Genomic DNA, 20,416 nt, shown 5'->3' with positions numbered 1-20,416 from the left:
GCCAGCAGGTGCCGCCGTGATTGTGCCCGACCCGCCATTTTGCCCCCAACTGCTGTCATGGGCACCTGGAACGGCCCCACCGAATGCTTCCACACTTTCACAGCATCCGGCGATGGGCACAACAACCCTGTGCCGGCCGTTCCGCGCTGGCCCGGACCTAAGTCCCTGTTCCACGGTGAAGCCTCAGGCGTAGCTTGAAAGTGGCTCCCCGAAAAACCGGGGTCCACACCCAAGGGGGCAACATGGCCAGGCCTCGGCTGTCGGCACTCAGCGTTCTGGGGTTCTCCGCGCTTTTCATGCTCACAGGCTGTTTTGGCCCGCCGTCCCCGGCGCCTACCAGCACCTCCGCCTCCCCGAGCCCCTCCGCTTCAAGCGCGACGGCGAGCCCCACCTCGCAGACCAGCGCGCCGGTGACCGCGTCCCCCACGGCGACAGCGCCGCCGTCGTCCGTTCCCGCGAGGCCGCCGGCGACGGCGGAACCAAGCCCTACCGGACTCCCGGAACAGGTGGCGCCGCTGACCATCTACTACGTGGCGGTGGACGACAACGGCGTCTCCGGGCCCGCGATCGGCTGCGGCGACAGCCTCGTCGCCACCACCACCGCGCCCGTGCGCTTCACCGACCAGGTGGGCCCCAGCATCGGCGCGCTGCTGGCGAACAAGAGCCGCGACGTCGGGATGTCGGGGCTGGTGAACGTCCTGTACCAGTCGAACCTCAGCTATCTGGGCGGTGAGCTGAACGGAAGCACGATCACCATCTGGCTCACCGGGCAGTTCATGCTGGGCGGCGTGTGCGACATCCCGCGAGCGAAGGGCCAGCTGGAGTACACCGCCATGGCCGCGTCCGGGGCCACGAGTGCCCAGGTGTTCGTCAACGGCCGCCCCATCGACGAGGTGCTCAGCCTCAAGTAGCGCCCGGGAGCGCTGACGGCAATGCCCCCGGCCGCAGCGGGAGGCTGCGGACGGGGGCATTGCCGTGTTGGTGCCAGGCGGGGCTGCCGCCGGAAACTGCCGTTAAGCGCGGGCCTTGCTGTGCCCCTTGGTGAGCACCAGGGCCAGGGCCACCATGCCGACGCCGAGCAGCAGGTGCAGGACGTTGTCGAAGCTGTTCAGCGGGACGAAGTTGCCGGCGGAGTCCTGGGGGACCACCAGGCCGTAGACGAAGAGGACCAGGTAGATGATGCCGCCGTAGAGCAGGAAGGAACGGGCTCCGCCGGCGGTTCGGGCCAGGGCGATGCCGGCTGCGCCGAAGAGCAGGTGGACGATATTGTGCAGGGCCGAGACCTGGAAGAGGCCCAGCAGCATGGCCTCGGAATGGCTGCCGGCGAAGTGCAGCTGTTCGAAGTTGGCCGTGATGCCCGGAACAAAGCCCAGGACGCCGACCAGCAGGAATACTGCGCCTACGGCCAGTGATGCCTTTTGCACGTTGGTGCGGGTTGCCGTGCCTGTGTGCGTGTGTGTTGCCATGGTGTTCTCCTGAATGCGATATGGGGTTCATGGGTTAGCTGGTTATGTTTACCGGCCGGCCCGAAGGGTTATGCCAGCAATTCGGGCTGTATCGCATTACGGATGGGTGCGCGCTAAAAAAGATTTGTCCGGGGCACTATCCAGCCGGTGGTGATCGGAGCAAGATAACCCCATGAAAAAAGCAGGCATCGCCGGATTCTTGGCGGCAATCATGGGAATAAGCGGAATTGCTTTTGCGGCCCAGGGCAACGCAGCCGCCGAGCCTTCATTTGTCGCGGGCCAGATTATGGTGAAATTCCGTGACGATGGCGCCGCGGCGGGCGCCCTGCGCGGGCACGGCCTCAGCGAAGGCCCTGAAATCGGCAGCACCGGTGCCCGGCTAATAAAGGTGCCGGAGGGGAAGGAACTTCAACTTATTGAAGCCCTCAGCCGGAATCCTATGGTGGAGTACGCCGAGCCGGACAAGATCGTCAGGCCCGCCACGAACGATCAATACTTTCCGCGCCAATACGCCCTGCAAAACTATGGCCAGTCGTTCACCAACACCGCCGGCACCGTGACTGTCAGCGGTGACCCAAAATACGCCGACGCCGACGTGGACGCCGTGGAAGCGTGGACTCTCACCACCGGCAGCGGGATAGGCGTTGCCGTCCTCGATTCCGGCGTCGCAACCGACAACCCGGACATCAACCCGAAGGTCGTTGCACGGGCCAACTTCACCACTGCACGAAACAACGAGGACAATTACGGCCATGGCACGCACGTTGCCGGGATCGTTGCCGCCACGTCGGAGAACTCCATAGGCGTCGCCGGCGTTTGCCCGGGCTGTACCATCCTGGCCGGCAAAGTCCTCAACGATACCGGGATGGGATCCAGCTCAGGCCTCGCGAACGGAATCAACTGGGCGGTCAACAGCGGTGCGAAGGTGATTAACATGAGCCTTGCCGTGGGGGCGACCACCACTCTCGAGACCGCCGTCAATAACGCCTGGCGCGATGGCGTGGTGCTCGTTGCCGCCGCCGGCAACGGGGGCAACACAACCATGATGTACCCCGGCGCATATGCCAACGTCATCGCCGTCGGAGCCACCGACAACAAGGACGCCAAGGCCTCATTCTCAACCTACGGAGCCTGGGTGGACGTCGCAGCACCGGGAGTCAGCGTCTACTCCACCTTCCCCAACCACAAATTCGCCATCGCGAGGCAGTACGGACGCTCCCTCGGTTACGACATCGGCAGCGGCACCTCGATGGCCGCGCCCATCGTTGCCGCGGTGGCCGCCCTTGCGTGGAAGTCCCATGCCGGCGCCACCAACGCTTCAGTCCGCTTCAACATCGAATCAACAGCCGAGATGAAGGCCGGCTCTGAAACATACTGGGCGCACGGCCGCGTCAACGCCGACCTGGCGGTCCGCCAGCCGTAACGCCGGCAATCGGGCCTAAAGCCCGTACTGGAGCTGCCGCCACCGGGGCTTTAATGGGGGCAAGCGGACTAAGGAGCTGTCATGAAACGCTTGCTCATGGGACTGTCCACTGCGGCCACGGTGGCTGCGGGCGCAACACCGGCCGGAGCGGCTCCGCCCAATATCTACCACACCATCTCGTCCGCCCACGGCGCCGCCGTGGTGGTCAGCACGGTTGGCTGCGAGCAGACCGAGATCTTCGTCTCCTCGAGCACGGCGATGTACGCCGGACAGCCCGGCCCCGTGAACAAGCAGGGCCTCACGGCAGTGTTTGTCCGCGTCACCGACACCTGCGCCGAGGCATCCGGCGTCAGCGCAGCCGCCGGGGGCGGTGCGGTGCTGTTCCAGGCAGACGGCCAGAACATGGCGCCCCTGGTGGTTGACCCGAGGCTGACCGCCGCCTCCATCAGCACTGACATCCCGGGCACGGACGGCGACGGCAATCCCGTCACCATCAGGCTCTCGGCAACGTGGACCGGAACGGGCCCGCTCGAGCACCAGACCACGAACGTCCACAACAACTACCCCGGCGAGGGCAACGTCAACTCCACGGACAACAGCCTCCGGCGCACCGCCACGGCAGGGGTGTCAGTGGCGGTCGGCGGCGTCACCGCTTCCGGCACGGACACCAGCGCGCTCCTGGAACAGGTGAAGTCCCGCTGCATTGAAGTGGCCCGGCCGGGCGTGGAGGATTTCTACCCCTGCTTCGGCTTCCCCGCGTAGTCCTGCATGACTGACCTGAACGTCCGGCAGCGCAGCCCGCTCCAGCTCCCCATCAGCGATGCGGCGGCCCTGGCAGCCCAGCAGGTGCTGGAGCAGCTGGGCTCCAGCCCCGCGGGCCTGTCCGGGAACGAGGCGGCACGCCGCCAGGCGGAACTCGGGCCCAACGCCGTGCGAACCCACCGCGCCAATGGCTGGGCCGTGCTGGGGCGCCAGTTCGCCAGCCCCATCCTGATCCTGCTGCTCATCACCGCCGGGTTGTCGCTGTTCCTGGGGGATGCCACCAATTCAATCGTCATTGGCGTGATCCTGCTGGTCAGCGTGGGCCTGGGCTTCACCAACGAATTCCGCGCCGAACGGGCGTCCGAGGCCCTGCACGACCGCGTGACGCACCGTGCGGTGGTGCTCCGCGGCGGAACAACCAGGGAAGTGGACGTCACCGCACTGGTGCCGGGCGACGTCGTCCACCTCTCCCTGGGCGCCATCATTCCCGCCGACATCCGCCTCCTCACCGCCAGCGGACTCCTGTGCGACGAAAGCATCCTCACCGGGGAGTCCCTTCCCGCCGCGAAGGACCCCGCGCCGGTGCCCGCCGGCGCCGCCCTGGCAGACCTCGCCTCCTGCGTGTTCATGGGCACCGTCATCCAGTCCGGCAGCTGCACCGGCGTGGTGGTAGCCACCGGCGGCCGCGCCGAGTTCGGCCGGATCGCCCTGGGCCTGGGCGAACGGCAGCCGCAGACCGAATTCCAGCTCGGGCTCAAGCGGTTCTCCTTTCTGCTGCTGCAGGTGGCCATCGTGCTGACCACCCTGATCTTCATCGCCAACCTGCTGCTGCAGCGCCCGCTCATCGAATCGCTCCTCTTTTCGCTGGCCATCGCGGTGGGCATCACGCCGCAGCTGCTGCCCGCCGTCGTCAGCACGTCCCTGGCCACCGGCACGCGCCAGCTGGCCAGGCGGAAGGTGCTGGTCAAACGCCTGGTCTGCATCGAGGACCTGGGCGACATGGACATCCTGGTCACCGACAAGACCGGCACCCTGACGGAGGGGCGGATCAGCTTCACCGGCGCGCTGCCCGTTGCCCCGGAGACGTCCGACGGCGGCCTGCTCACCCTGGGCCTGCTGGCCACCGAGGCGGACTACGCCGAGGCCAAGCTCTCCTCCGCCGGGCAGAACCCGCTGGACGCGGCCCTGTGGGACAGCCCCGGCGCGGCCGCCTTCGATGCGGCCTGCTTCGAGCGGCTGGACCTGATCGGCTTCGACCACCAGCGCCGCCGCACCACCGTGCTGGTGCGGGAGGCAGGCGGCCGCCCGCGACTGGTCACCAAGGGCGCCCCGGAGGACGTCCTCGCCCTGTGCGGCCCGACCCCGCCCGCCGTGCAGGCGATGCTGGACGAACAGTTCGACGCCGGCTCCCGGGTTGTCGCCGTGGCCGCCCGGGATGCGGCCGGGCTCGTCCAGCTCACCCAGGCGGACGAACGCGGCCTGTCACTGGCCGGATTCCTGGTCTTTTTGGACAAGCCCAAGGCCAACGCCAGGGAGTCCCTGGACCGACTGGAGGCGCTGGGCATTTCGGTGAAGATCGCCACGGGGGACAACGCCAAGGTGGCGGAGAAGGTCTGCGACGATGTCGGCGTGATCTCCGGGGGGACCCTGACGGGAGCCGAGGTCGATGCGCTGTCCGACGCCGCGCTCGCCGCGTCCGCCCGGACCGCCACCATCTTCGCCCGCGTTTCCCCCGAGCAGAAGGCGCGCATCATCACGCTGCTGCGCCAGAGCGGCGGCTCCGTCGGGTTCATGGGGGACGGCGTCAACGACGCCCTGGCCCTGCACAAGGCGGACATCGGCATCTCCGTGGACAGTGCCACCGACGTCGCCAAGGACGCCGCCGACGTCGTGCTGCTGGACAAGGACCTCGGCGTCCTGGCCGAAGGGGTGATGGAGGGGCGGCGGATCTTCGCGAACACCATCAAGTACGTGCTGATGGGAACCTCCAGCAACTTCGGCAACATGTTCAGTGCCGCCACGGCGTCCGTGGTGCTGAGCTTCCTGCCCATGCTGCCCGGCCAGATCCTGCTCAACAACCTGCTCTACGACGCCGGCCAGCTCGCCATCCCGGGCGACCGGGTGGACCGGGAGCAGCTCCGGGCGCCGTCGCACTGGAACATCGCCTTCATCCGGCGTTTCATGTTCCTCTTCGGGCCCATCAGCTCGCTCTTTGACTTCGCCACCTTCGCCCTGATGCTGTTCGCATTCGACGCCGTGCCGGGGGAGTTCCGGGCGGGCTGGTTCATCGAGTCGATCGCAACCCAGACCCTCATCATCTTCGCCATCAGGACCCGCCGCGTCCCGTTCCTCCGCAGCCGGCCGTCCGCCGGCCTGGTCGCAGCCTCGCTGGGCGTTGTGGCGCTCGGCGTCTACCTGCCGCTCTCGCCGCTGCAGGGCCTGCTGGGCTTCGACCCGCTGCCGGTCCCGTTCTTCCTGGCCCTGCTGGGCATGATCGCGGTGTACCTGGTGCTGGTGGAGATCGCCAAGCGGTGGTTCTTCTCCCGTGCCGCCCAGAAGCTGCCCGCCGGGCCGGTGGCCGTCCGCCGCCGCCCGGACACCCACCACCTCTCCCGCCGCGCCTTCAGATTCAGTGCGCCGGTCCGGGTACGCCCGCGCCGCCGTCTCCGTGTTCGCCCCCGGCGGCGCCAACGCATGCGCGCTTGAGCCCGGAGTATGCCCGGGAGGGCTTTCCTAAAGCCTGCCCAGGCTCTTTTCCGCCTTCTCCCAGTGCCGCCGGAGCAACTCAGCCAGACGCTTGGGCTCGATCCGGTGGGGAGGATCGAAGTGGTGGCGCTTGGGGAACACCTCCAGATGGAAGTCAGGGAAGAACACCCGTGCCAGCCGGGCGGCAATCTCGCCGTAGTCGTCGGGGTTGCTCAGGCCCCCCAGTGCGAAGAACACGGGCGGTTTAAAGGCGGCCAAACGGGCCCTGTCCAGGTCGTAGCTCTTGAAGGTCCGCAGGAACGCCTTGATACCCGCGGGCCGCTTGGCCATCCACGGCGGCGGGGGACCGGGCTGCGGCGGCGGAAGGACGACCTCGTGCCTCACTCCCAGCCTCATGAAGGCGGGCATGAACTGCTCGGGCGGGAGCGTTTCCAGCCGCTCGTACTGTTTCCAGAGTTCGGTGTGGGCAGGGCTCCAATCCCAGTTCCCGGCCCAGGCGGGTTCCAGCAGCGCCAGGCTGAGCAGCCTGTCAGGATGTTTTGCGGCAAAAGCCAGGGCAGCAGCGCCGCCGCCGGAGTACCCGAGAAGGTGGAAGGTGTCCCACCCCCGGGCATCGGCCTCCCGCAGCACGCCGTCAATCTCGGTGTCCAGGCTCCAGCCGGGGGGAGGTGCGTCGTCCGCGTAGAGCTCCAGGTCCTTGGCGACAGCCTGCACATCGGGCCCCAGGGCTTCAATCAGCGGGCCGTAGGCCTCATCGGCGGGGAGGACGGAGCCCGGGAGCAGGATGACCCGAATCGGTTTCATGGAAGGAACCCTACGCCGGGGGCGGCCGTTGGCAAGGGGTGCTTCCGCACGGCTTCAGCCGCCCAGGCCGGCGATGTGGCCGGCCACGTATTTGGCGTCGTCGCCCACCAGCGCCAGGGTGGCCGAGGCGTGCCTCGTCAGCCAGGGCAGTCCGACGGCGTACAGGCCGGTGACGTCCGTGACGCCCCGGGAGTGCCGGGGGTAGTTCCACTCATCCAGCACGGGGATGTCCAGGAAGCTGAAGTCCAGGCCGTACCCGGTGGCCCAGATGACCGCCGTGATGCCTACGGCGTCCAGGTCCAGCCGTGCCCCGGATTCCGGGGGGAGCCATGAATCGGTCCGCGGCGTTTCCGGGGCCGGCGCATCAATGCCGGCCGCCGCGATGTAGGCGTCCGCCATCAGCTTCAGGCGCTGGCCGAACCCTGCCTCAACCATCGCCAGGCGTTCGGGGAGGTCGTCGCTGAAGGCCAGGACGCCGTCGTCGATTCCCTCAAAGCGGCCGTGGAGCCGGACGCCGCGGCGGCCCAGTTCCCGCACGCGGATGCTGTGGCCGCCGTCGTTGCCGGAAACCAGCGGATTGCACAGGAAACGCGCCGCGGGGGAGGGGAGCTGGTCCACCTGGAAACCGTTGATGCCGTACTCGGGGCCGTGCAGGTTGACCTGCAGGATCCAGTGGAAGACGTCCTGGCCCCGGTACCGGCGCGGCGCCTCGGGGCAGGTTGAGACGGCCAGGTGCACCTCCCGGCCGGCCGCCAGCAGGTCCTCGGTAATCTGCCCGCCGGACTGTCCGGTGCCCACCACCAGCACGGCACCGCCCGGCAGCTGCTGCGGATTGCGGTAGTCGTGGCTGTGCAGCTGGAGCACATGCGGGGGAAGGCCGGCCGACGCCGCCGGGATGCGCGGCAGCTGGAAGGCCCCGTTGGCCAGCACGACGTTCTGTGCCGCGAACTGCCCGCCGGTGGTTTCCACGCTGAATCCGCCGTCAGCCCGGCCGATCCGGGTGGCTTCCGTGTCCAGCAGCACCGGCGCGGCAATCCGCTGGGCATAATCACGGAACAGGCCGATGACGGCGTCACGGGGAAGGAAAGCGTCAGGCTCGGGACCGTCGTAGGTCAGGCCCGGCAACATGAAGGAGAAGTTGGGCGTGTTCAGGTAGAACGAATCCCAGCGGTCCTGCCATGCCCCGCCCAGGGCATCCCGCCGCTCCAGCACCTGGTGCTCCACGCCGTGCCGCGCCAGCCAGTAGCTGGTGGCCAGGCCGGCCTGCCCGGCTCCGATCACCAGGGTGTTCACCCGTTGCGGTATCTCCATGGTTTGCTCCCGCAGGTCAGGATGCGGACTGGATCTGCTGGCAGGATATGCCCGAATGGGCGCCGTGGTAAGTGCTGCTCCAAATCTCCTGTAGTGTTGTTCCTGTTGTTGTGTTTATGCAGTTGGTAGTTCAGGCAGTACGCGCGGTCGAAAGTCCGCGTTCTTCTGAAGTAGCGGTTTTGAACACCCCACACCGGAGGGCCCGAAAGTCGGGACTTTCCCTCCACCTTCACGAAGGACAAAAATAATGGCTACTGGTACCGTCAAATGGTTTAACGCTGAAAAGGGCTTCGGCTTCATTTCCCCCGATGATTCTTCACAGGATGTTTTCGCACACTACTCTGCGATCAACTCCAACGGCTTCCGCTCCCTCGAAGAGAACCAGAAGGTTTCCTTCGACACCGAGCAGGGCCCCAAGGGTCCCCAGGCCACCAACATCCAGGCACTCTAATCCATTAGGGAATCTGGGGCCTTCGGGTTTCGAATTTTGAAAAAGCAGGGCCGGTCGCTGACCGGCCCTGCTTTTGCTTAACCCGGCTGTGCTGCCAGATCAGCGATGCAGGACCTCCTGCGGCTCTGGAAAGATGACCCTATGCAGTCCGCCGCACGCGTCCCCGCCTTTGAACTCCGCATCAGCATTGAGGACACCGAGCCAGAGATCTGGCGCCGACTGCGGGTTCCCGCCGCCCTGACAGTGGAAGAATTCCATCTTGCCGTGCAGGCGGCCTTCGGCTGGGAGGACCGCCACGTTTACGCCGTCAGGTGCGTAGATCCCCGCGGGAACCAGCGCGTGGTTGCAGGGCCCCGCGGCGCAACGGAGGACTCGGGCGCAGAGGCGGCCTCCGCCGTCGTCCTTTTGGACCTGTTGGATCCCCGGAAGCCGGGCACGGCCTGCGAGTACGAGTACGACTTCGGCGACGGCTGGACTCACCAGGTGGAGTTGCTCGGGCCGGCTGAACTGGCGTACGGCGAGCTCCAGTGCCTGGGCGGCGCCAACCGTGGTCCCGTGGAGGATTCCGGCGGGCCGGAGGGATATGCCAACCTGGTCCGCATCCTCGCGGACCGGCACCATCCGGAGCATGGCGATGCCGGGAGATGGGTCTTCGAGACCACCGGGGAGTTTGGCCAGAGGTTCGACGCCACCCGCTTCGACGTGGACGCTGCCAACCGCCGGCTGCGGATCCTCAGCCTCCAGTGGTGGCCGCAGCCGCTCACTGACGGCGAGCGCGATGCGGTGTTGAAGCCCGTGCGCTGGTTCCTGGAGAATGCCGAGGGTGATGGCCTGGAACTGACGAAGGACGGGTACCTGAAACCCTTCCTGGTGGCGCGCGCCGTGGAGGAAATCGGCTGGGACGGAGCCGTCCTGGGCAAGGGAAACCGTGAAGCGAATGTCTTGCCGGTCCGTGAACTCCGGGAGCATGTCCTGGCGTGGAAGCTGGTACGGAAGCTCAAAGGCAGGCTGGTGCTCACACCCCGCGGCCGGCGGGCGCTCGAACGGCCGGGCGACTTGTGGGACTACATGGTGGACGTGATCGCCAATCCGAAGCACGACGCCGTACGGCTGGCCATGCGCCTCTACACACACTGGTACCTCAGTGGCATTGCGCCGCCGCGGCTCCTTGAAAGGGATGTGATCAGCCTGGCCCTGGATGACGCCGGGTTCGTTACCCCGTCCGGCCACGGCATCCCCGGGGAGTGGGTCACCGACATCTACCGGCGTGTGCTGTGGAGCCTCATGTGCCTGCGCGTGTTCGATCGCGGCGACCACCTTTTCCACCGGCAAATGCTGACCGACGGCGGCGTGAAGTTCTTCATGGCGGTCAGGGACGCTGACCGGCATTCTCCGGGCGGTCCTGCGAGCTGACAGCCATGGCTGTCCGTGCACGGATGTGCAGCGGCAGTGAACGGTGATGCGCCGCCGGTCCGGGGCCACAATCTGGCTACTGACCAGTAACAACGATGTGGAGTGCCCTTCACATCCGCCGCCGCACCCGGCGCAAACGGCGGGCGGTCTTGGCCGCACGTTTGTGCAGAATCCGCCGCCGCCGCCCGGTCCTGCCTAGCATTTGAAGACCCCCGGGAGGAACCTGGCCCGCAGCACAGGCTCCGGTTCCTGCCCGGCCCATCCGCTGACACGCAAACGAAGAGGTTTCTATGTCACTGCTCAAAAAGGCACTGTCCCTGGCCGCGACCGCCGTCCTCGCCGGTTCCCTCGCCGCGGCACCCGCCCACGCGGACGTCGTCGAAATATCCCCGCCCGGCGCCAACGACTGGTCCTGCAAGCCGTCCGCCGAGCACCCCTACCCTGTCATCCTGGTCCCCGGGACCTTTGAAAGCATGGCAAAAAACTGGTCCACCCTCTCGCCGTACCTCAAGAGCGCCGGGTACTGCGTCTTTGCGCTCAACTACGGGGAGACGAACGGCGTCTACGCCACCGCGCCTGTAGCCGATTCCGCGAAGGAACTCGCCCCGTTTGTCGACGCTGTCCGCGCAGCCACCGGCGCAAAGAAGGTGGACCTCGTGGGCCACAGCCAGGGCGGCATGATGCCCCGTTACTACATGGGCTTCCTCGGCGGCGCCAAGAACGTCAACCAGCTCGTCGGAATCGCCCCCTCGAACCACGGCACGGAAGGCGTGATCCTTCCTCCGCCGGACGTCGTGGCCGACCCGAACTACACGGCTCTCGGCTGCGCTGCCTGCGCCGACCAGCAGGCAGGTTCGCCGTTCATGCAGGAACTGAACTCCATCGGTGACACCGTGGCCGGACCGTCCTACACCGTGATCTCCACCGTCTACGACGAAGTGGTGATTCCCTACAACAGCCAGTTCCTCTCCGGCCCGGCGCGGCAGGTCACCAACATCACCATCCAGGACAAGTGCCCGGCGGATGTGTTTGAGCACGACCAGACGCCGAACGACCCCGTGGTGCACCAGATCGTCGCCCATGCCCTGGGCAGGGCGTCTGGGCCGGCGGATCCGGCTTACCAGCCCAGCTGCATCTAGCAGCGGACCGGCCCGCTCGCTACTTGTCCGGGTTCGGCTCCCGAACGTCCTTTTCACCGATGTCCGCCGCGCCAAGGGCTGCCGCCGCTGCGCTGTGGACCGGTTCATGTTCGCGGACCCGGATCTCTGGGTGGTGCAGGTCCAGGGCCGGCCGCTCGGAACGGATCCGGGGCAGGGACGTGAAGTTGTGCCGCGGCGGCGGGCAGGACGTGGCCCATTCCAGCGAGGCGCCGAAGCCCCAGGGATCGTCCACGGTGACCTTCTTGCCCGCCCGCCAGGTGATGTAGACGTTCCAGAAGAACGGAATCAGGGAGGCGCCCAGCAGGAAGGAACTGAAGGTGGAGAACTGGTTCATCAAGGTGAAGTTGTCCTCCACCAGGTAGTCCGCATACCGGCGGGGCATTCCCATGACGCCCAGCCAGTGCTGGATGAGGAACGTCCCGTGGAAGCCAACGAGCAGCATCCAGAAGTGGATCTTGCCCAGGCGTTCATTGAGCATGGTGCCGGTGAATTTGGGCCACCAGAAGTAGAAGCCGGCGAACATCGCGAACACCACGGTGCCGAACACCACGTAGTGGAAGTGTGCCACCACGAAGTAGGAGTCCGAGACGTGGAAGTCCAGCGGCGGGGACGCCAGGATGATGCCGGTCAGGCCGCCGAACAGGAAGGTGATCAGGAAGCCGATGCTCCAGAGCATCGGGGTCTCAAACGTCAGCGAACCGCCCCACATGGTGCCGATCCAGTTGAAGAACTTCACGCCGGTGGGGACTGCGATCAGCATGGTCATGAACGCGAAGAACGGCAGCAGCACGGATCCGGTGACGTACATGTGGTGTGCCCACACCGTCATGGACAGCGCGGCGATGGAGATGGTGGCGTAGACCAGGCCCTTGTAGCCGAAGATCGGTTTGCGGCTGAAGACCGGGAAGATCTCCGAAACGATGCCGAAGAACGGCAGCGCGATGATGTACACCTCGGGGTGGCCGAAGAACCAGAACAGGTGCTGCCAGAGGACGGCGCCGCCGTTTTCCGGATCGTAGATGTGGGCTCCGAAGCGGCGGTCCGCGCCGAGGGCGAACAGTGCTGCTGCCAGCGGCGGGAAGGCCATGATGACCAGGATGGCCGTCACCAGGGTATTCCAGGTGAAGATCGGCATCCGCCACATGGTCAGGCCGGGGGCGCGCATGCAGATGATGGTGGTGATGAAGTTGACCGCACCCAGGATGGTGCCGAAACCGGACAGCGCCAGGCCGAACACCCACAGGTCCCCGCCGATGCCGGGACTGAAGGTGGTATCGGACAGCGGCGCGTAAGCGAACCAGCCAAACGATGCCGCACCCTGCGGGGTGATGAAGCCGGACACCGCAATGGTGGAACCGAAGAGGAAGAACCAGAATGCCAGCGCGTTCAGCCGCGGGAACGCGACGTCCGGCGCGCCGATCTGCAGCGGCATGATCACGTTCGCGAAGCCCGCGAAGAGCGGGGTGGCAAACATCAGCAGCATGATGATGCCGTGCATGGTGAACAGCTGGTTGTACTGCTCCTTCGTCTGCAGCACCTGCATGCCCGGCTCGAACAGTTCCGCCCGGATGAGCAGCGCCATCACGCCGCCCATGCAGAAGAACGCAAAGGACGTGATCAGGTACATGTACCCGATGGTCTTGTGGTCCGTGGTGGTGAGCCAGTTGACCACGATGCTGCCCTTGCGCCGGGGTACCACGGCCGGCGCAGCGGTAGCGGCGAGCCCTTCACCTGAACGTCCGGTAGTGGTCATCGTTCCACCTCGCAGATCTCCTGGATGGCGCTGAAGGCCCCTTGCGTAAGCCCTACTTTGAAGGCTACTCAGGATCGCGGTGTCCGGGAAGGGCTTTGATGAGGCGCCGGGGCGCTAGTGCAGCCCCATCGCGTTCCGGACCTCGTCCAGGATGTGGTGCATTGCTGATTCCGCCACCGCCGTGTCCCCGGCCGCCACGGCTGCAGCCACGTCCTCATGCGCCTGCAGCGCCTCGTTCCGGGGCTTGAACGGCATCAGCCCCTGCTGCGTCCGGCTGGTGAGCACTTCCGCCACCATGCCCTCGAGTGCCTGGAACATCTCGTTTCCGCAGCTTCGCAGCAGCAGCTGGTGGAACTCGATATCGGCCGCCAGGAACCCCTGGAGGTCGCCGGCCTCACCCAGCCGCCGCAGCTCCGCCGCAAGGGCAACAAGCTGTGCGCGTTCCGCGGCGCTGGCACGGCGGGCGGCGCCTGCGGCGGCAATGGGCTCGACGGCGATGCGCAGCTCCGTGAGGCTGCTGTACTGGACGTCGCGCCGGTCCGAGGCAAGCCGCCAGCGCACCAGCTTGGGGTCGAAGACGTTCCAGCACCGGCGCTCCTGCACCACGATGCCAACCCGCCGCCGCGAATAGACCAGGTTCATCGACTCCAACACCTTCATGGTGTCCCGCGCAACGGTGCGGGAAATTCCGTACTCCTGCTGCAGGCCTTCCAGGGTGAGCCTGCTGCCCGGGGCCAGCTTTGCGGAGGCGATGGCGACGCCGACCGCCTCCAAAACGCGCTCGTGCATTGCGGGGGAGGCCCCGCCGTCGTGCGCATCATCCGCGCCCGCACCTGTCGCCGTCGACATATTTTCCGCCTCTCTCCGCGCCGGAGCGCACCTCCAGAATAGCGAACAAAAACAGTAAGGTATGACCTGTGACACGCAAAGATAGTATTTATTAGCCTCAAAGGTGATACCTTATGGCGTAGCCCACGCAACGACGGGCACACAGCGAGCTTCTTCGAAAGCCAAAGACGTCTTCTCCGGAGGTATGAACATGCAGAATCCCCCCACGCATCTTGTGGTGATGGGCGTCGCCGGGTCCGGCAAAACCACCCTGGCGGCGGCCCTGTCCGGACAGCTGGGATGGGCCTGCGCCGAAGCGGACGAGTTCCACCCGGACGCGAACATCGCCAAGATGACCCAGGGCATCCCGCTGCAGGACGAGGACCGCTGGCCGTGGCTCCGGGAAATCCAGGCCTGGATGAGCGCCCAGGCCCAGGCCGGCTGCAGCACGGTCATCACCTGCTCCGCCCTGAAGAAAAGCTACCGTCAGCTCCTGTCCGAAGCGGAGGGACGCGTCATCTTCCTCCACCTCGACGGCGGCGCGGACCTGATCAGCCGGCGCATGCAGGGCCGGGAGGGCCACTTCATGCCGCCCGCCCTGCTGCCGAGCCAGCTGGCCACCCTCGAGGCGCTCAGCCAGGAAGAGCTCGACGCCGGCAGCCTCCGCCTGGACATCGCGCAGTCACCCGGGCAGCTGGTCGCCGCCGTCGTGCAGGCCCTTCACCTTTCCTCCGGCCAGGCGCCCAGCGCGTCCTGACCACCCCTGACCCCCAACAAATCCTGCTTCAAAGGAGAACCATGACCATCGAAGGATGGACCCAAACACTGGGCGCAGGGCCGCTGCTGCTCATCGCCGCCGCAGCGATCCTCGTCCTGCTGTTCCTGATCATCAGGCTGCGCATGCACGCCCTGGTCGCGCTGATCCTGATCAGCCTCGCCACTGCCTTCGCCACCGGCATCCCCGCCAGCCAGGTGGTCCCGGTGCTGATCAACGGCTTCGGCACCACGCTCGGCACGGTGGCACTCCTGGTGGGCCTGGGCGCGATGCTCGGCCGCATCGTCGAAACCAGCGGCGGCGCCAAGGTGCTGGCCGACTACCTCATCGGCGTCTTCGGCGAAAAGCGCGCCCCGTTCGCCCTGGGCCTGGCCTCGCTGATCTTCGGCTTCCCCATCTTCTTCGACGCCGGCCTGGTTGTCATGCTGCCCGTGGTCTTCGCGGTGGCCCACCGCCTGGGCGGGGGAGTGCTCCGCTACGGCCTGCCCGCCGCCGGCGCATTTTCCGTGATGCACATCTTCCTGCCGCCGCACCCGGGCCCGGTGTCCGCAGCGGCCTTCTTCGACGCCAACATCGGCCTGGTGACCATCGCCGGCCTCATCGTCGCCATCCCCACCTGGTACGTCACCGCCTACCTGTACGGCCTCTACACCGGCAAGAAGCTGGTCCTGCCCGTGCCGGAAATCCTGGGCCACGCCACCGCCGAAGCCGAGTCGCACCCGCCGCGCTTCCGCACCATCGTGGGCCTGCTGCTCCTGCCGCTGCTCCTGATCTTCATGAACACCGGGCTGAACACCCTGGCTACCTCCGGTGTACTCGCCGAAGGCGTCAAGAAGGAGCAGTGGTACCAGGTCCTGCGCACCCTCGGCGAAACTCCGGTGGCACTGCTGATCGCCGTGCTGGTGGCCTTGTTCGTGCTCGGCGCCAGGCGGGGCAGGGACGCGGGCGCGCTCGAGAGGCTGCTCGAATCATCCCTGGGCCCGGTCTGCTCCGTCATCCTGATCACCGGCGCCGGCGGCATGTTCGGCGGCGTCCTGCGCACCTCCGGCATTGGCCAGGCCCTGGCCGACGTCCTGGGCGACCTGGGCATCCCGCTCATCCTCGCAGGCTTCCTGATCTCCGCCATCCTGCGCATCGCCCAGGGTTCGGCCACCGTGGCGCTGACCACCACCGCCGGCCTGATCGCCCCCGCTGTTGCCCTGGCGGGGCTGAACGGGATGCAGGTTGCCGCCCTGGTGATTGCCGTGGCCGCCGGTTCCGTGGTGGTCTCCCACGTCAACGACTCCGGGTTCTGGCTGGTGGGCCGCTTCTTCGGCATGGACGTCAAGACCACCCTGAAGACGTGGACCGTCATGGAGACCCTCATCGGCGTGATGGGCTTTGCCATCGCCGCAGTGATCTTCCTGGTGGCAGGCCTGGCGGGTTAGCCTGCCGAACTATGGCGCCCCTCCCCAACTAAGTAGCGCCAGGTGTCGTTTTGAAACCCCAAAACGACACCTGGCGCTACTTGCTTTCTAAGTGCGTGCCGGAGATACCCAGCTTTCGATGATTCACCCTGCTTGGTAAGGGGTAGCCGAAGGGGTTCAGGTTGGCGACGGACTGCACTAACTTTCTCCTATGGCCATGGGCAAGCAAACGTGCTCGGACCCCCAATAGGAATTTCTACTCAGAAGGAGTGGGAAAGGTCATGAATCAACCAACCAAGATTTTCCTGGCCGTCCTCGTCGTGCTGCTCGTAGCTGCAGGAGTGGCACTTTTCGTCACTGAAAGCACCAGGAAGAGCAGGGCCGCCGAGTACACCCCCCAGGTTAACCCCGCAGATTTCAGCACCAAGATCACGAACAAATACTTTGCCCTTCCGGTGGGCAAGAAGTTGACCTATGAAACCGTTGAGCAGGGGAAGGTCACCGAGACGATCGAAATCGAAATCCTGCAGGAAACCAAGACCATCGAGGGCGTTGAGACCGTCATTTACCTGGACAAGGAATTCAAGAACGGGCAGCTCGTGGAGGAAACCCGGGATTATCTGGCGCAGCACAAAAACGGCGACGTGTGGTATTTCGGCGAGGACGTGAACAACTTCTGGAACGGGATCCTGATCAACCACTCGGGCAGCTTTCTCCACGGGAAAGACGGGGCACAAGCGGGGATCTGGATGAAAGCCGAGCAGCGCGTGGGGGATTCCTACCGGCAGGAATTCTACGCGGGCTATGCCGAAGACATGCGGGAGACGGCGGCCACCGGCGAGACCGTCTCCACGAAGGCCCGGACCTACACCGGCTGCGTCAAGGTTTACGACTGGTCGCCCCTTGAAAAGAATGCCCGGGAGCACAAGTACTACTGCCCGGAGGTTGCCGCTCTGGTCCTCACCGAGGACCTGCAGTCTGGAAGCCGGTCAGAACTCGTGAAAGTCGTCGCCCCGTAGCCTCCGGCAGCGGAACACCCGGCACCGGAAGGTCCGGCCGGTGTGCCGGCCGGACCTTCCGCTGGAACCGGTTTTCGAGCCTAACCGCGCGCCTGCAGCCCGGGCATGCCGTCCTGGATCGCGAACGAGGCCTTCGTCGAAACGGGGGCTCCCGGCGTCGTGACATAGTCCAGCGTCCGGAAGTCCGCCGTCATGGCGTCCTTGGTGATCCTGGTGTTCACGTAGCCGCGGTTGTCGTTGAAGAACTTCAGGTGCGGGTTCCACGCCATGGTGGGTTCCGTGGTGGAGCCGGTGCCATTGCCGGTGGAGGTGATGGACGTGCACACCAGTTCCGAGCCCACCACGGGCGAGGCCGGGTCCTTGTAGTCCACCTTGAGGTCGTTGGCCCAGTTGCGGTGCACGTCGCCGGTGAGTACCACGGCGTTGCGTACGTTGGCGTCCACCCAGCCTTGGGTGATGCGGCGGCGGGATGCGGCGTACCCGTCCCAGCCGTCCATCGAGACGTCGTCGATCTCCGGCGCCTGGGCGCGGTCACGCTCGGCGAAGAAGACCTGCTGGCCCAGGATGTCCCAGCGCTGGGTGGAGTTCCGGAAGCCGTCCAGCAGCCATGTCTCCTGCTCGGCACCGGTGATGGTGCGGTTCTCGGCCAGGCGCTCGGCCACGTTCTTCTTCCAGCCGTCGCCGGCGAGCTGGTCGTCGCGGTACTGCCGGGTGTCCATCATGTGGAAATTGGCGAGCTGGCCCCACTGGATGGTGCGGTAGATCTTCATGTCGAACCCGGCCGGCACGGACGAGGCCCGCAGCGGCATGTTCTCGTAATACGCCTGGAACGCGGCGGCCCGCCGCTGCCGGAAACGCTCCGTGGTGTCGTTCATCTGGTTGGGGTCGCGGTTCTCGGGGACCTCGTCCGCCCAGTTGTTGTCCACCTCGTGGTCATCCCACACCACAAGCCACGGCGCGATCGCGTGCGCCGCCTGCAGGTCGGCGTCGGACTTGTACTGGGCGTGCCGCTGGCGGTAGCCGGCGAGGCTCACAGTCTCGGGGCCCTGGTGGTCGCGCGGGTTGCCGCCGCCGATCACGTAGCTGCCCTTCTTGTACTCGTACAGGTAGTCGCCCAGGTGCAGCACCAGGTCCGGGTGGTCCTCGGCGAGGCGCGTGTAGGCGGTGAAGTAGCCGTGCTCGTACTGGGAGCAGCTGGCAAACGCCATGGCCAGGGCGGCAGGCGTCTCGTGCAGCGCCGGGGCGGTCAGGGTTCGGCCGGTTGCGCTGATGTGGCGGCCGCTGCGGAACCGGTAGAAGTATTCGCGGCCCGGCTTGAGGCCCTTCAGTTCCACGTGCACCGAGTGGGCGGTTTCGATTCCGGCCTGTTCGACGCCGCGGGCTACCACAGTGCGCATGCCCTCGTCCTCGGCCACCTCCCAGGCCACCGGGGCCTGGCGGGAGGGCATGCCGCCCAGGCCGTCCTCGGCCAGGGGGTCCAATGCCAGGCGGGTCCAGATCACGAAGCCGTCCGGCCACGGCTCGCCGGAGGCGATGCCCAGCATGAACGGATCGGTGCGGAGGCCGGCGTCGTCCGCTGTTGAAACGGCGACTGCGGCACCCGGCAGGGCGGCGACGAGGCCGGCCCCGAGGCCGGCGGAAATGAGGGATCTGCGTGAGATGTTGTCCATGGGTCCGACCGTAGGGAGGCCGGTTGGACGGATGCTGAGGGCGGCATGAATGACTGGTTAACTGCGTGACAAAAACTGTCTTGCCTGGTGCGGGCCCCTCGAACCCGCCCACTAGCTACGTACCTGCCGCCCGGGACTTCGCGGCCTTCGGCTCCTTCGGCGGCAGCCCCGCCACGTACTCGAAGGCCTTGTGGATCCATGCCCTGGCGCGGGCGTCGTCGCCGTCGCCTTCCTCGTTCCAGACTTCCGGCAATCCCGTGTAGCCGCCCATGGGCCGCTCCGCCGGGCCGAAGGGGACGGTCCGCTCCCCGCCTTCGAGCTGCTGCCTGTCCTCAGGCGAGAGCTTGATCCCGACGGTGGAGCCGAACAGGCCGGCGAACATGTTGCCGTTGACGAACGCACCGAGGTTGCCGAACATCGGCTTCACCACCACGCCGGGGCCGTCCGGCACCAGGGACCGGAAGCGCTCCTTGTCCGCGTCTGACGCTTTGGGCATCTCCATGGCTCTCCCCCCGGGTTCGGCTGGCTGGTCTGTGCAGGATATGCCCTCTTGTCCGCGCCGGGGAACACCTGCCGTGCCGCCGTCGTTGTGCCGGTAGGCAACATGCCCAGCCAGGGCGCCGCGACTTCCCCAACCAAAGGACACCCCTTGACTCCTCGCACCATCGTGATCACCGGCGCCAGCGACGGCATCGGCGCAGCAGCCGCCCGGACGCTGGCCAAGGCAGGGGAGCAGGTGGTCGTCGTCGGCCGTTCCGCGGAGAAGACCCGCGCCATGGCCAAGGAACTGGACGCCGACTACTTTGTCAGTGACTTCGCGGAGCTCGCTCAGGTCCGCACCCTCGCCGCCCAGCTGAAGTCCGACTACCCGCGCATCGACGTCCTGGCCAACAACGCCGGCGGCATCATGGGCAAGCGCACCCTCACCGTGGACGGCAACGAATCCACGTTCCAGGTCAACCACCTGGCGCCGTTCCTGCTCACCACGCTGCTGATGGACACCCTGGTTGCCAGCAACGCCAAAGTCATCAACACCTCCAGCGGCGCCAACAACTTCGGGAAGCTGGACCTGTTCGACCTCACGGCCGAGCACGGCTACTCCACCAACCGCGCCTACGGCACCGGCAAGCTCGCCAACATCCTCTTCACCTCCGAGCTGCACCGCCGCTTCGGCGAGCAGGGAATCACGACGGCGGCATTCCACCCGGGCGTGGTCCGCACCAACTTTGCGGCCGAGTCCAGCAGCCCGTTCCGGCACGCCTACAAGACGCTGCTGAACCGCTTCATGCTCACGCCGGACCAGGGCGCAGACACCCTGCTCTGGCTGGTCAACGGCACCGCGGGCAAGGACTGGATCTCCGGTGCGTACTACTACAAGCGCGCCCTGGCCAAGGCCAATCCCCAGGCCTACGACGCCGAGCTGGCGCGCGGCCTGTGGGAGCAGAGCGAGGAGCTCGTGGCTGCCTGAG

At 66.5% G+C, this 20,416-nt stretch carries 18 protein-coding genes; 11 read left to right on the top strand and 7 right to left on the bottom strand.

What is annotated here, in order from left to right:
* Window positions 1-242 precede the first annotated feature (242 nt).
* Window positions 243-911, top strand: a complete 669-nt coding sequence (locus tag GK109_RS21870) for a hypothetical protein (RefSeq protein ID WP_197432398.1) — start codon at window positions 243-245, stop codon at window positions 909-911.
* Between the two features lie 102 nt (window positions 912-1,013).
* Here GK109_RS21870 and GK109_RS04460 read toward each other — a convergent pair whose 3' ends face one another.
* Complete coding sequence (locus tag GK109_RS04460) at window positions 1,014-1,466, bottom strand: DUF4383 domain-containing protein (protein ID WP_157238814.1); 453 nt, start codon at window positions 1,464-1,466, stop codon at window positions 1,014-1,016.
* A gap of 172 nt (window positions 1,467-1,638) precedes the next feature.
* On the opposite strand from GK109_RS04460, the gene GK109_RS04455 reads away from it, so the two are divergent.
* The 3 genes from GK109_RS04455 to mgtA all read left to right on the top strand — a co-directional run bounded on the left by GK109_RS04455 (window position 1,639) and on the right by mgtA (window position 6,357).
* Window positions 1,639-2,889, top strand: coding sequence for a S8 family serine peptidase (locus GK109_RS04455; protein WP_157238813.1), 1,251 nt, complete (start codon window positions 1,639-1,641; stop codon window positions 2,887-2,889).
* 81 nt (window positions 2,890-2,970) lie between these two features.
* Complete coding sequence (locus GK109_RS04450; protein WP_157238812.1) at window positions 2,971-3,651, top strand: hypothetical protein; 681 nt, start codon at window positions 2,971-2,973, stop codon at window positions 3,649-3,651.
* A gap of 6 nt (window positions 3,652-3,657) precedes the next feature.
* Window positions 3,658-6,357, top strand: coding sequence for a magnesium-translocating P-type ATPase (gene mgtA / locus GK109_RS04445; protein WP_157238811.1), 2,700 nt, complete (start codon window positions 3,658-3,660; stop codon window positions 6,355-6,357).
* A gap of 27 nt (window positions 6,358-6,384) precedes the next feature.
* Here the strand turns inward: mgtA and GK109_RS04440 are convergent, their stop codons facing one another.
* Entirely contained in the window at window positions 6,385-7,161 is a 777-nt protein-coding gene (locus GK109_RS04440) for an alpha/beta fold hydrolase (protein WP_157238810.1), read from the bottom strand.
* A gap of 54 nt (window positions 7,162-7,215) precedes the next feature.
* Window positions 7,216-8,472 carry an NAD(P)/FAD-dependent oxidoreductase gene (locus tag GK109_RS04435; RefSeq protein WP_157238809.1) on the bottom strand — a complete coding sequence of 419 codons (1,257 nt, stop codon included), beginning with the start codon at window positions 8,470-8,472 and terminating at the stop codon, window positions 7,216-7,218.
* A gap of 247 nt (window positions 8,473-8,719) precedes the next feature.
* Here GK109_RS04435 and GK109_RS04430 point away from each other — a divergent pair, with 247 nt between their 5' ends.
* The 3 genes from GK109_RS04430 (at window position 8,720) to GK109_RS04420 (ending at window position 11,475) form a co-directional block, all read left to right on the top strand.
* Window positions 8,720-8,923 (top strand): cold-shock protein, encoded by a 204-nt coding sequence (locus GK109_RS04430; RefSeq protein ID WP_009372930.1) that lies wholly within the window; start codon window positions 8,720-8,722, stop codon window positions 8,921-8,923.
* A 141-nt stretch (window positions 8,924-9,064) separates the two neighbouring features.
* Window positions 9,065-10,336 (top strand): plasmid pRiA4b ORF-3 family protein, encoded by a 1,272-nt coding sequence (locus GK109_RS04425; RefSeq protein WP_197432397.1) that lies wholly within the window; start codon window positions 9,065-9,067, stop codon window positions 10,334-10,336.
* Between the two features lie 290 nt (window positions 10,337-10,626).
* Window positions 10,627-11,475 carry a triacylglycerol lipase gene (locus tag GK109_RS04420; protein WP_157238807.1) on the top strand — a complete coding sequence of 283 codons (849 nt, stop codon included), beginning with the start codon at window positions 10,627-10,629 and terminating at the stop codon, window positions 11,473-11,475.
* Window positions 11,476-11,494: 19 nt separating this feature from the next.
* Here GK109_RS04420 and ctaD read toward each other — a convergent pair whose 3' ends face one another.
* Window positions 11,495-13,249 carry a cytochrome c oxidase subunit I gene (gene ctaD / locus GK109_RS04415; RefSeq protein WP_157238806.1) on the bottom strand — a complete coding sequence of 585 codons (1,755 nt, stop codon included), beginning with the start codon at window positions 13,247-13,249 and terminating at the stop codon, window positions 11,495-11,497.
* Window positions 13,250-13,363: 114 nt separating this feature from the next.
* On the bottom strand, window positions 13,364-14,098 hold the full coding sequence (locus GK109_RS04410; protein ID WP_157238805.1) for a FadR/GntR family transcriptional regulator: 735 nt from the start codon (window positions 14,096-14,098) through the stop codon (window positions 13,364-13,366).
* Between the two features lie 190 nt (window positions 14,099-14,288).
* Between GK109_RS04410 and GK109_RS04405 the strand changes: the two genes are divergently transcribed.
* From GK109_RS04405 to GK109_RS04395, 3 genes are all read left to right on the top strand, one after another.
* Window positions 14,289-14,834: a gluconokinase gene (locus tag GK109_RS04405; RefSeq protein WP_157238804.1), complete on the top strand. Its 546-nt coding sequence runs from the start codon at window positions 14,289-14,291 to the stop codon at window positions 14,832-14,834.
* Between the two features lie 41 nt (window positions 14,835-14,875).
* Window positions 14,876-16,279, top strand: coding sequence for a GntP family permease (locus GK109_RS04400; protein WP_157238803.1), 1,404 nt, complete (start codon window positions 14,876-14,878; stop codon window positions 16,277-16,279).
* A gap of 260 nt (window positions 16,280-16,539) precedes the next feature.
* Window positions 16,540-17,277, top strand: a complete 738-nt coding sequence (locus tag GK109_RS04395; protein ID WP_157238802.1) for a hypothetical protein — start codon at window positions 16,540-16,542, stop codon at window positions 17,275-17,277.
* 80 nt (window positions 17,278-17,357) lie between these two features.
* Here the strand turns inward: GK109_RS04395 and GK109_RS04390 are convergent, their stop codons facing one another.
* Complete coding sequence (locus tag GK109_RS04390) at window positions 17,358-18,947, bottom strand: alkaline phosphatase (protein WP_157238801.1); 1,590 nt, start codon at window positions 18,945-18,947, stop codon at window positions 17,358-17,360.
* Between the two features lie 115 nt (window positions 18,948-19,062).
* Window positions 19,063-19,449 carry a TfoX/Sxy family protein gene (locus GK109_RS04385; RefSeq protein WP_157238800.1) on the bottom strand — a complete coding sequence of 129 codons (387 nt, stop codon included), beginning with the start codon at window positions 19,447-19,449 and terminating at the stop codon, window positions 19,063-19,065.
* A gap of 147 nt (window positions 19,450-19,596) precedes the next feature.
* On the opposite strand from GK109_RS04385, the gene GK109_RS04380 reads away from it, so the two are divergent.
* The gene (locus tag GK109_RS04380) at window positions 19,597-20,415 is read left to right on the top strand and encodes an SDR family NAD(P)-dependent oxidoreductase (protein ID WP_157238799.1); all 819 of its coding nucleotides are present in this window, start codon (window positions 19,597-19,599) and stop codon (window positions 20,413-20,415) included.
* Window position 20,416: the final 1 nt, after the last annotated feature.

Source organism: Pseudarthrobacter sp. GA104 (genome assembly GCF_009741265.1).
Classification (GTDB): Bacteria; Actinomycetota; Actinomycetes; order Actinomycetales; family Micrococcaceae; genus Arthrobacter.
This window is presented reverse-complemented; position numbering and strand designations above follow the sequence as displayed.

Bases quoted from the DNA above. Each gene is read 5' to 3' on its own strand.
- GK109_RS04430 (WP_009372930.1), top strand. From the start codon at position 8,720: ATGGCTACTGGTACCGTCAAATGGTTTAACGCTGAAAAGGGCTTCGGC.
- GK109_RS04410 (WP_157238805.1), bottom strand. From the start codon at position 14,098: ATGTCGACGGCGACAGGTGCGGGCGCGGATGATGCGCACGACGGCGGG.
- GK109_RS04395 (WP_157238802.1), top strand. From the start codon at position 16,540: ATGAATCAACCAACCAAGATTTTCCTGGCCGTCCTCGTCGTGCTGCTC.
- GK109_RS04385 (WP_157238800.1), bottom strand. From the start codon at position 19,449: ATGGAGATGCCCAAAGCGTCAGACGCGGACAAGGAGCGCTTCCGGTCC.
- GK109_RS21870 (WP_197432398.1), top strand. From the start codon at position 243: ATGGCCAGGCCTCGGCTGTCGGCACTCAGCGTTCTGGGGTTCTCCGCG.
- GK109_RS04420 (WP_157238807.1), top strand. From the start codon at position 10,627: ATGTCACTGCTCAAAAAGGCACTGTCCCTGGCCGCGACCGCCGTCCTC.
- GK109_RS04405 (WP_157238804.1), top strand. From the start codon at position 14,289: ATGCAGAATCCCCCCACGCATCTTGTGGTGATGGGCGTCGCCGGGTCC.
- GK109_RS04450 (WP_157238812.1), top strand. From the start codon at position 2,971: ATGAAACGCTTGCTCATGGGACTGTCCACTGCGGCCACGGTGGCTGCG.
- GK109_RS04460 (WP_157238814.1), bottom strand. From the start codon at position 1,466: ATGGCAACACACACGCACACAGGCACGGCAACCCGCACCAACGTGCAA.
- GK109_RS04390 (WP_157238801.1), bottom strand. From the start codon at position 18,947: ATGGACAACATCTCACGCAGATCCCTCATTTCCGCCGGCCTCGGGGCC.
- ctaD (WP_157238806.1), bottom strand. From the start codon at position 13,249: ATGACCACTACCGGACGTTCAGGTGAAGGGCTCGCCGCTACCGCTGCG.
- GK109_RS04400 (WP_157238803.1), top strand. From the start codon at position 14,876: ATGACCATCGAAGGATGGACCCAAACACTGGGCGCAGGGCCGCTGCTG.
- mgtA (WP_157238811.1), top strand. From the start codon at position 3,658: ATGACTGACCTGAACGTCCGGCAGCGCAGCCCGCTCCAGCTCCCCATC.
- GK109_RS04425 (WP_197432397.1), top strand. From the start codon at position 9,065: ATGCAGTCCGCCGCACGCGTCCCCGCCTTTGAACTCCGCATCAGCATT.
- GK109_RS04435 (WP_157238809.1), bottom strand. From the start codon at position 8,472: ATGGAGATACCGCAACGGGTGAACACCCTGGTGATCGGAGCCGGGCAG.
- GK109_RS04440 (WP_157238810.1), bottom strand. From the start codon at position 7,161: ATGAAACCGATTCGGGTCATCCTGCTCCCGGGCTCCGTCCTCCCCGCC.
- GK109_RS04455 (WP_157238813.1), top strand. From the start codon at position 1,639: ATGAAAAAAGCAGGCATCGCCGGATTCTTGGCGGCAATCATGGGAATA.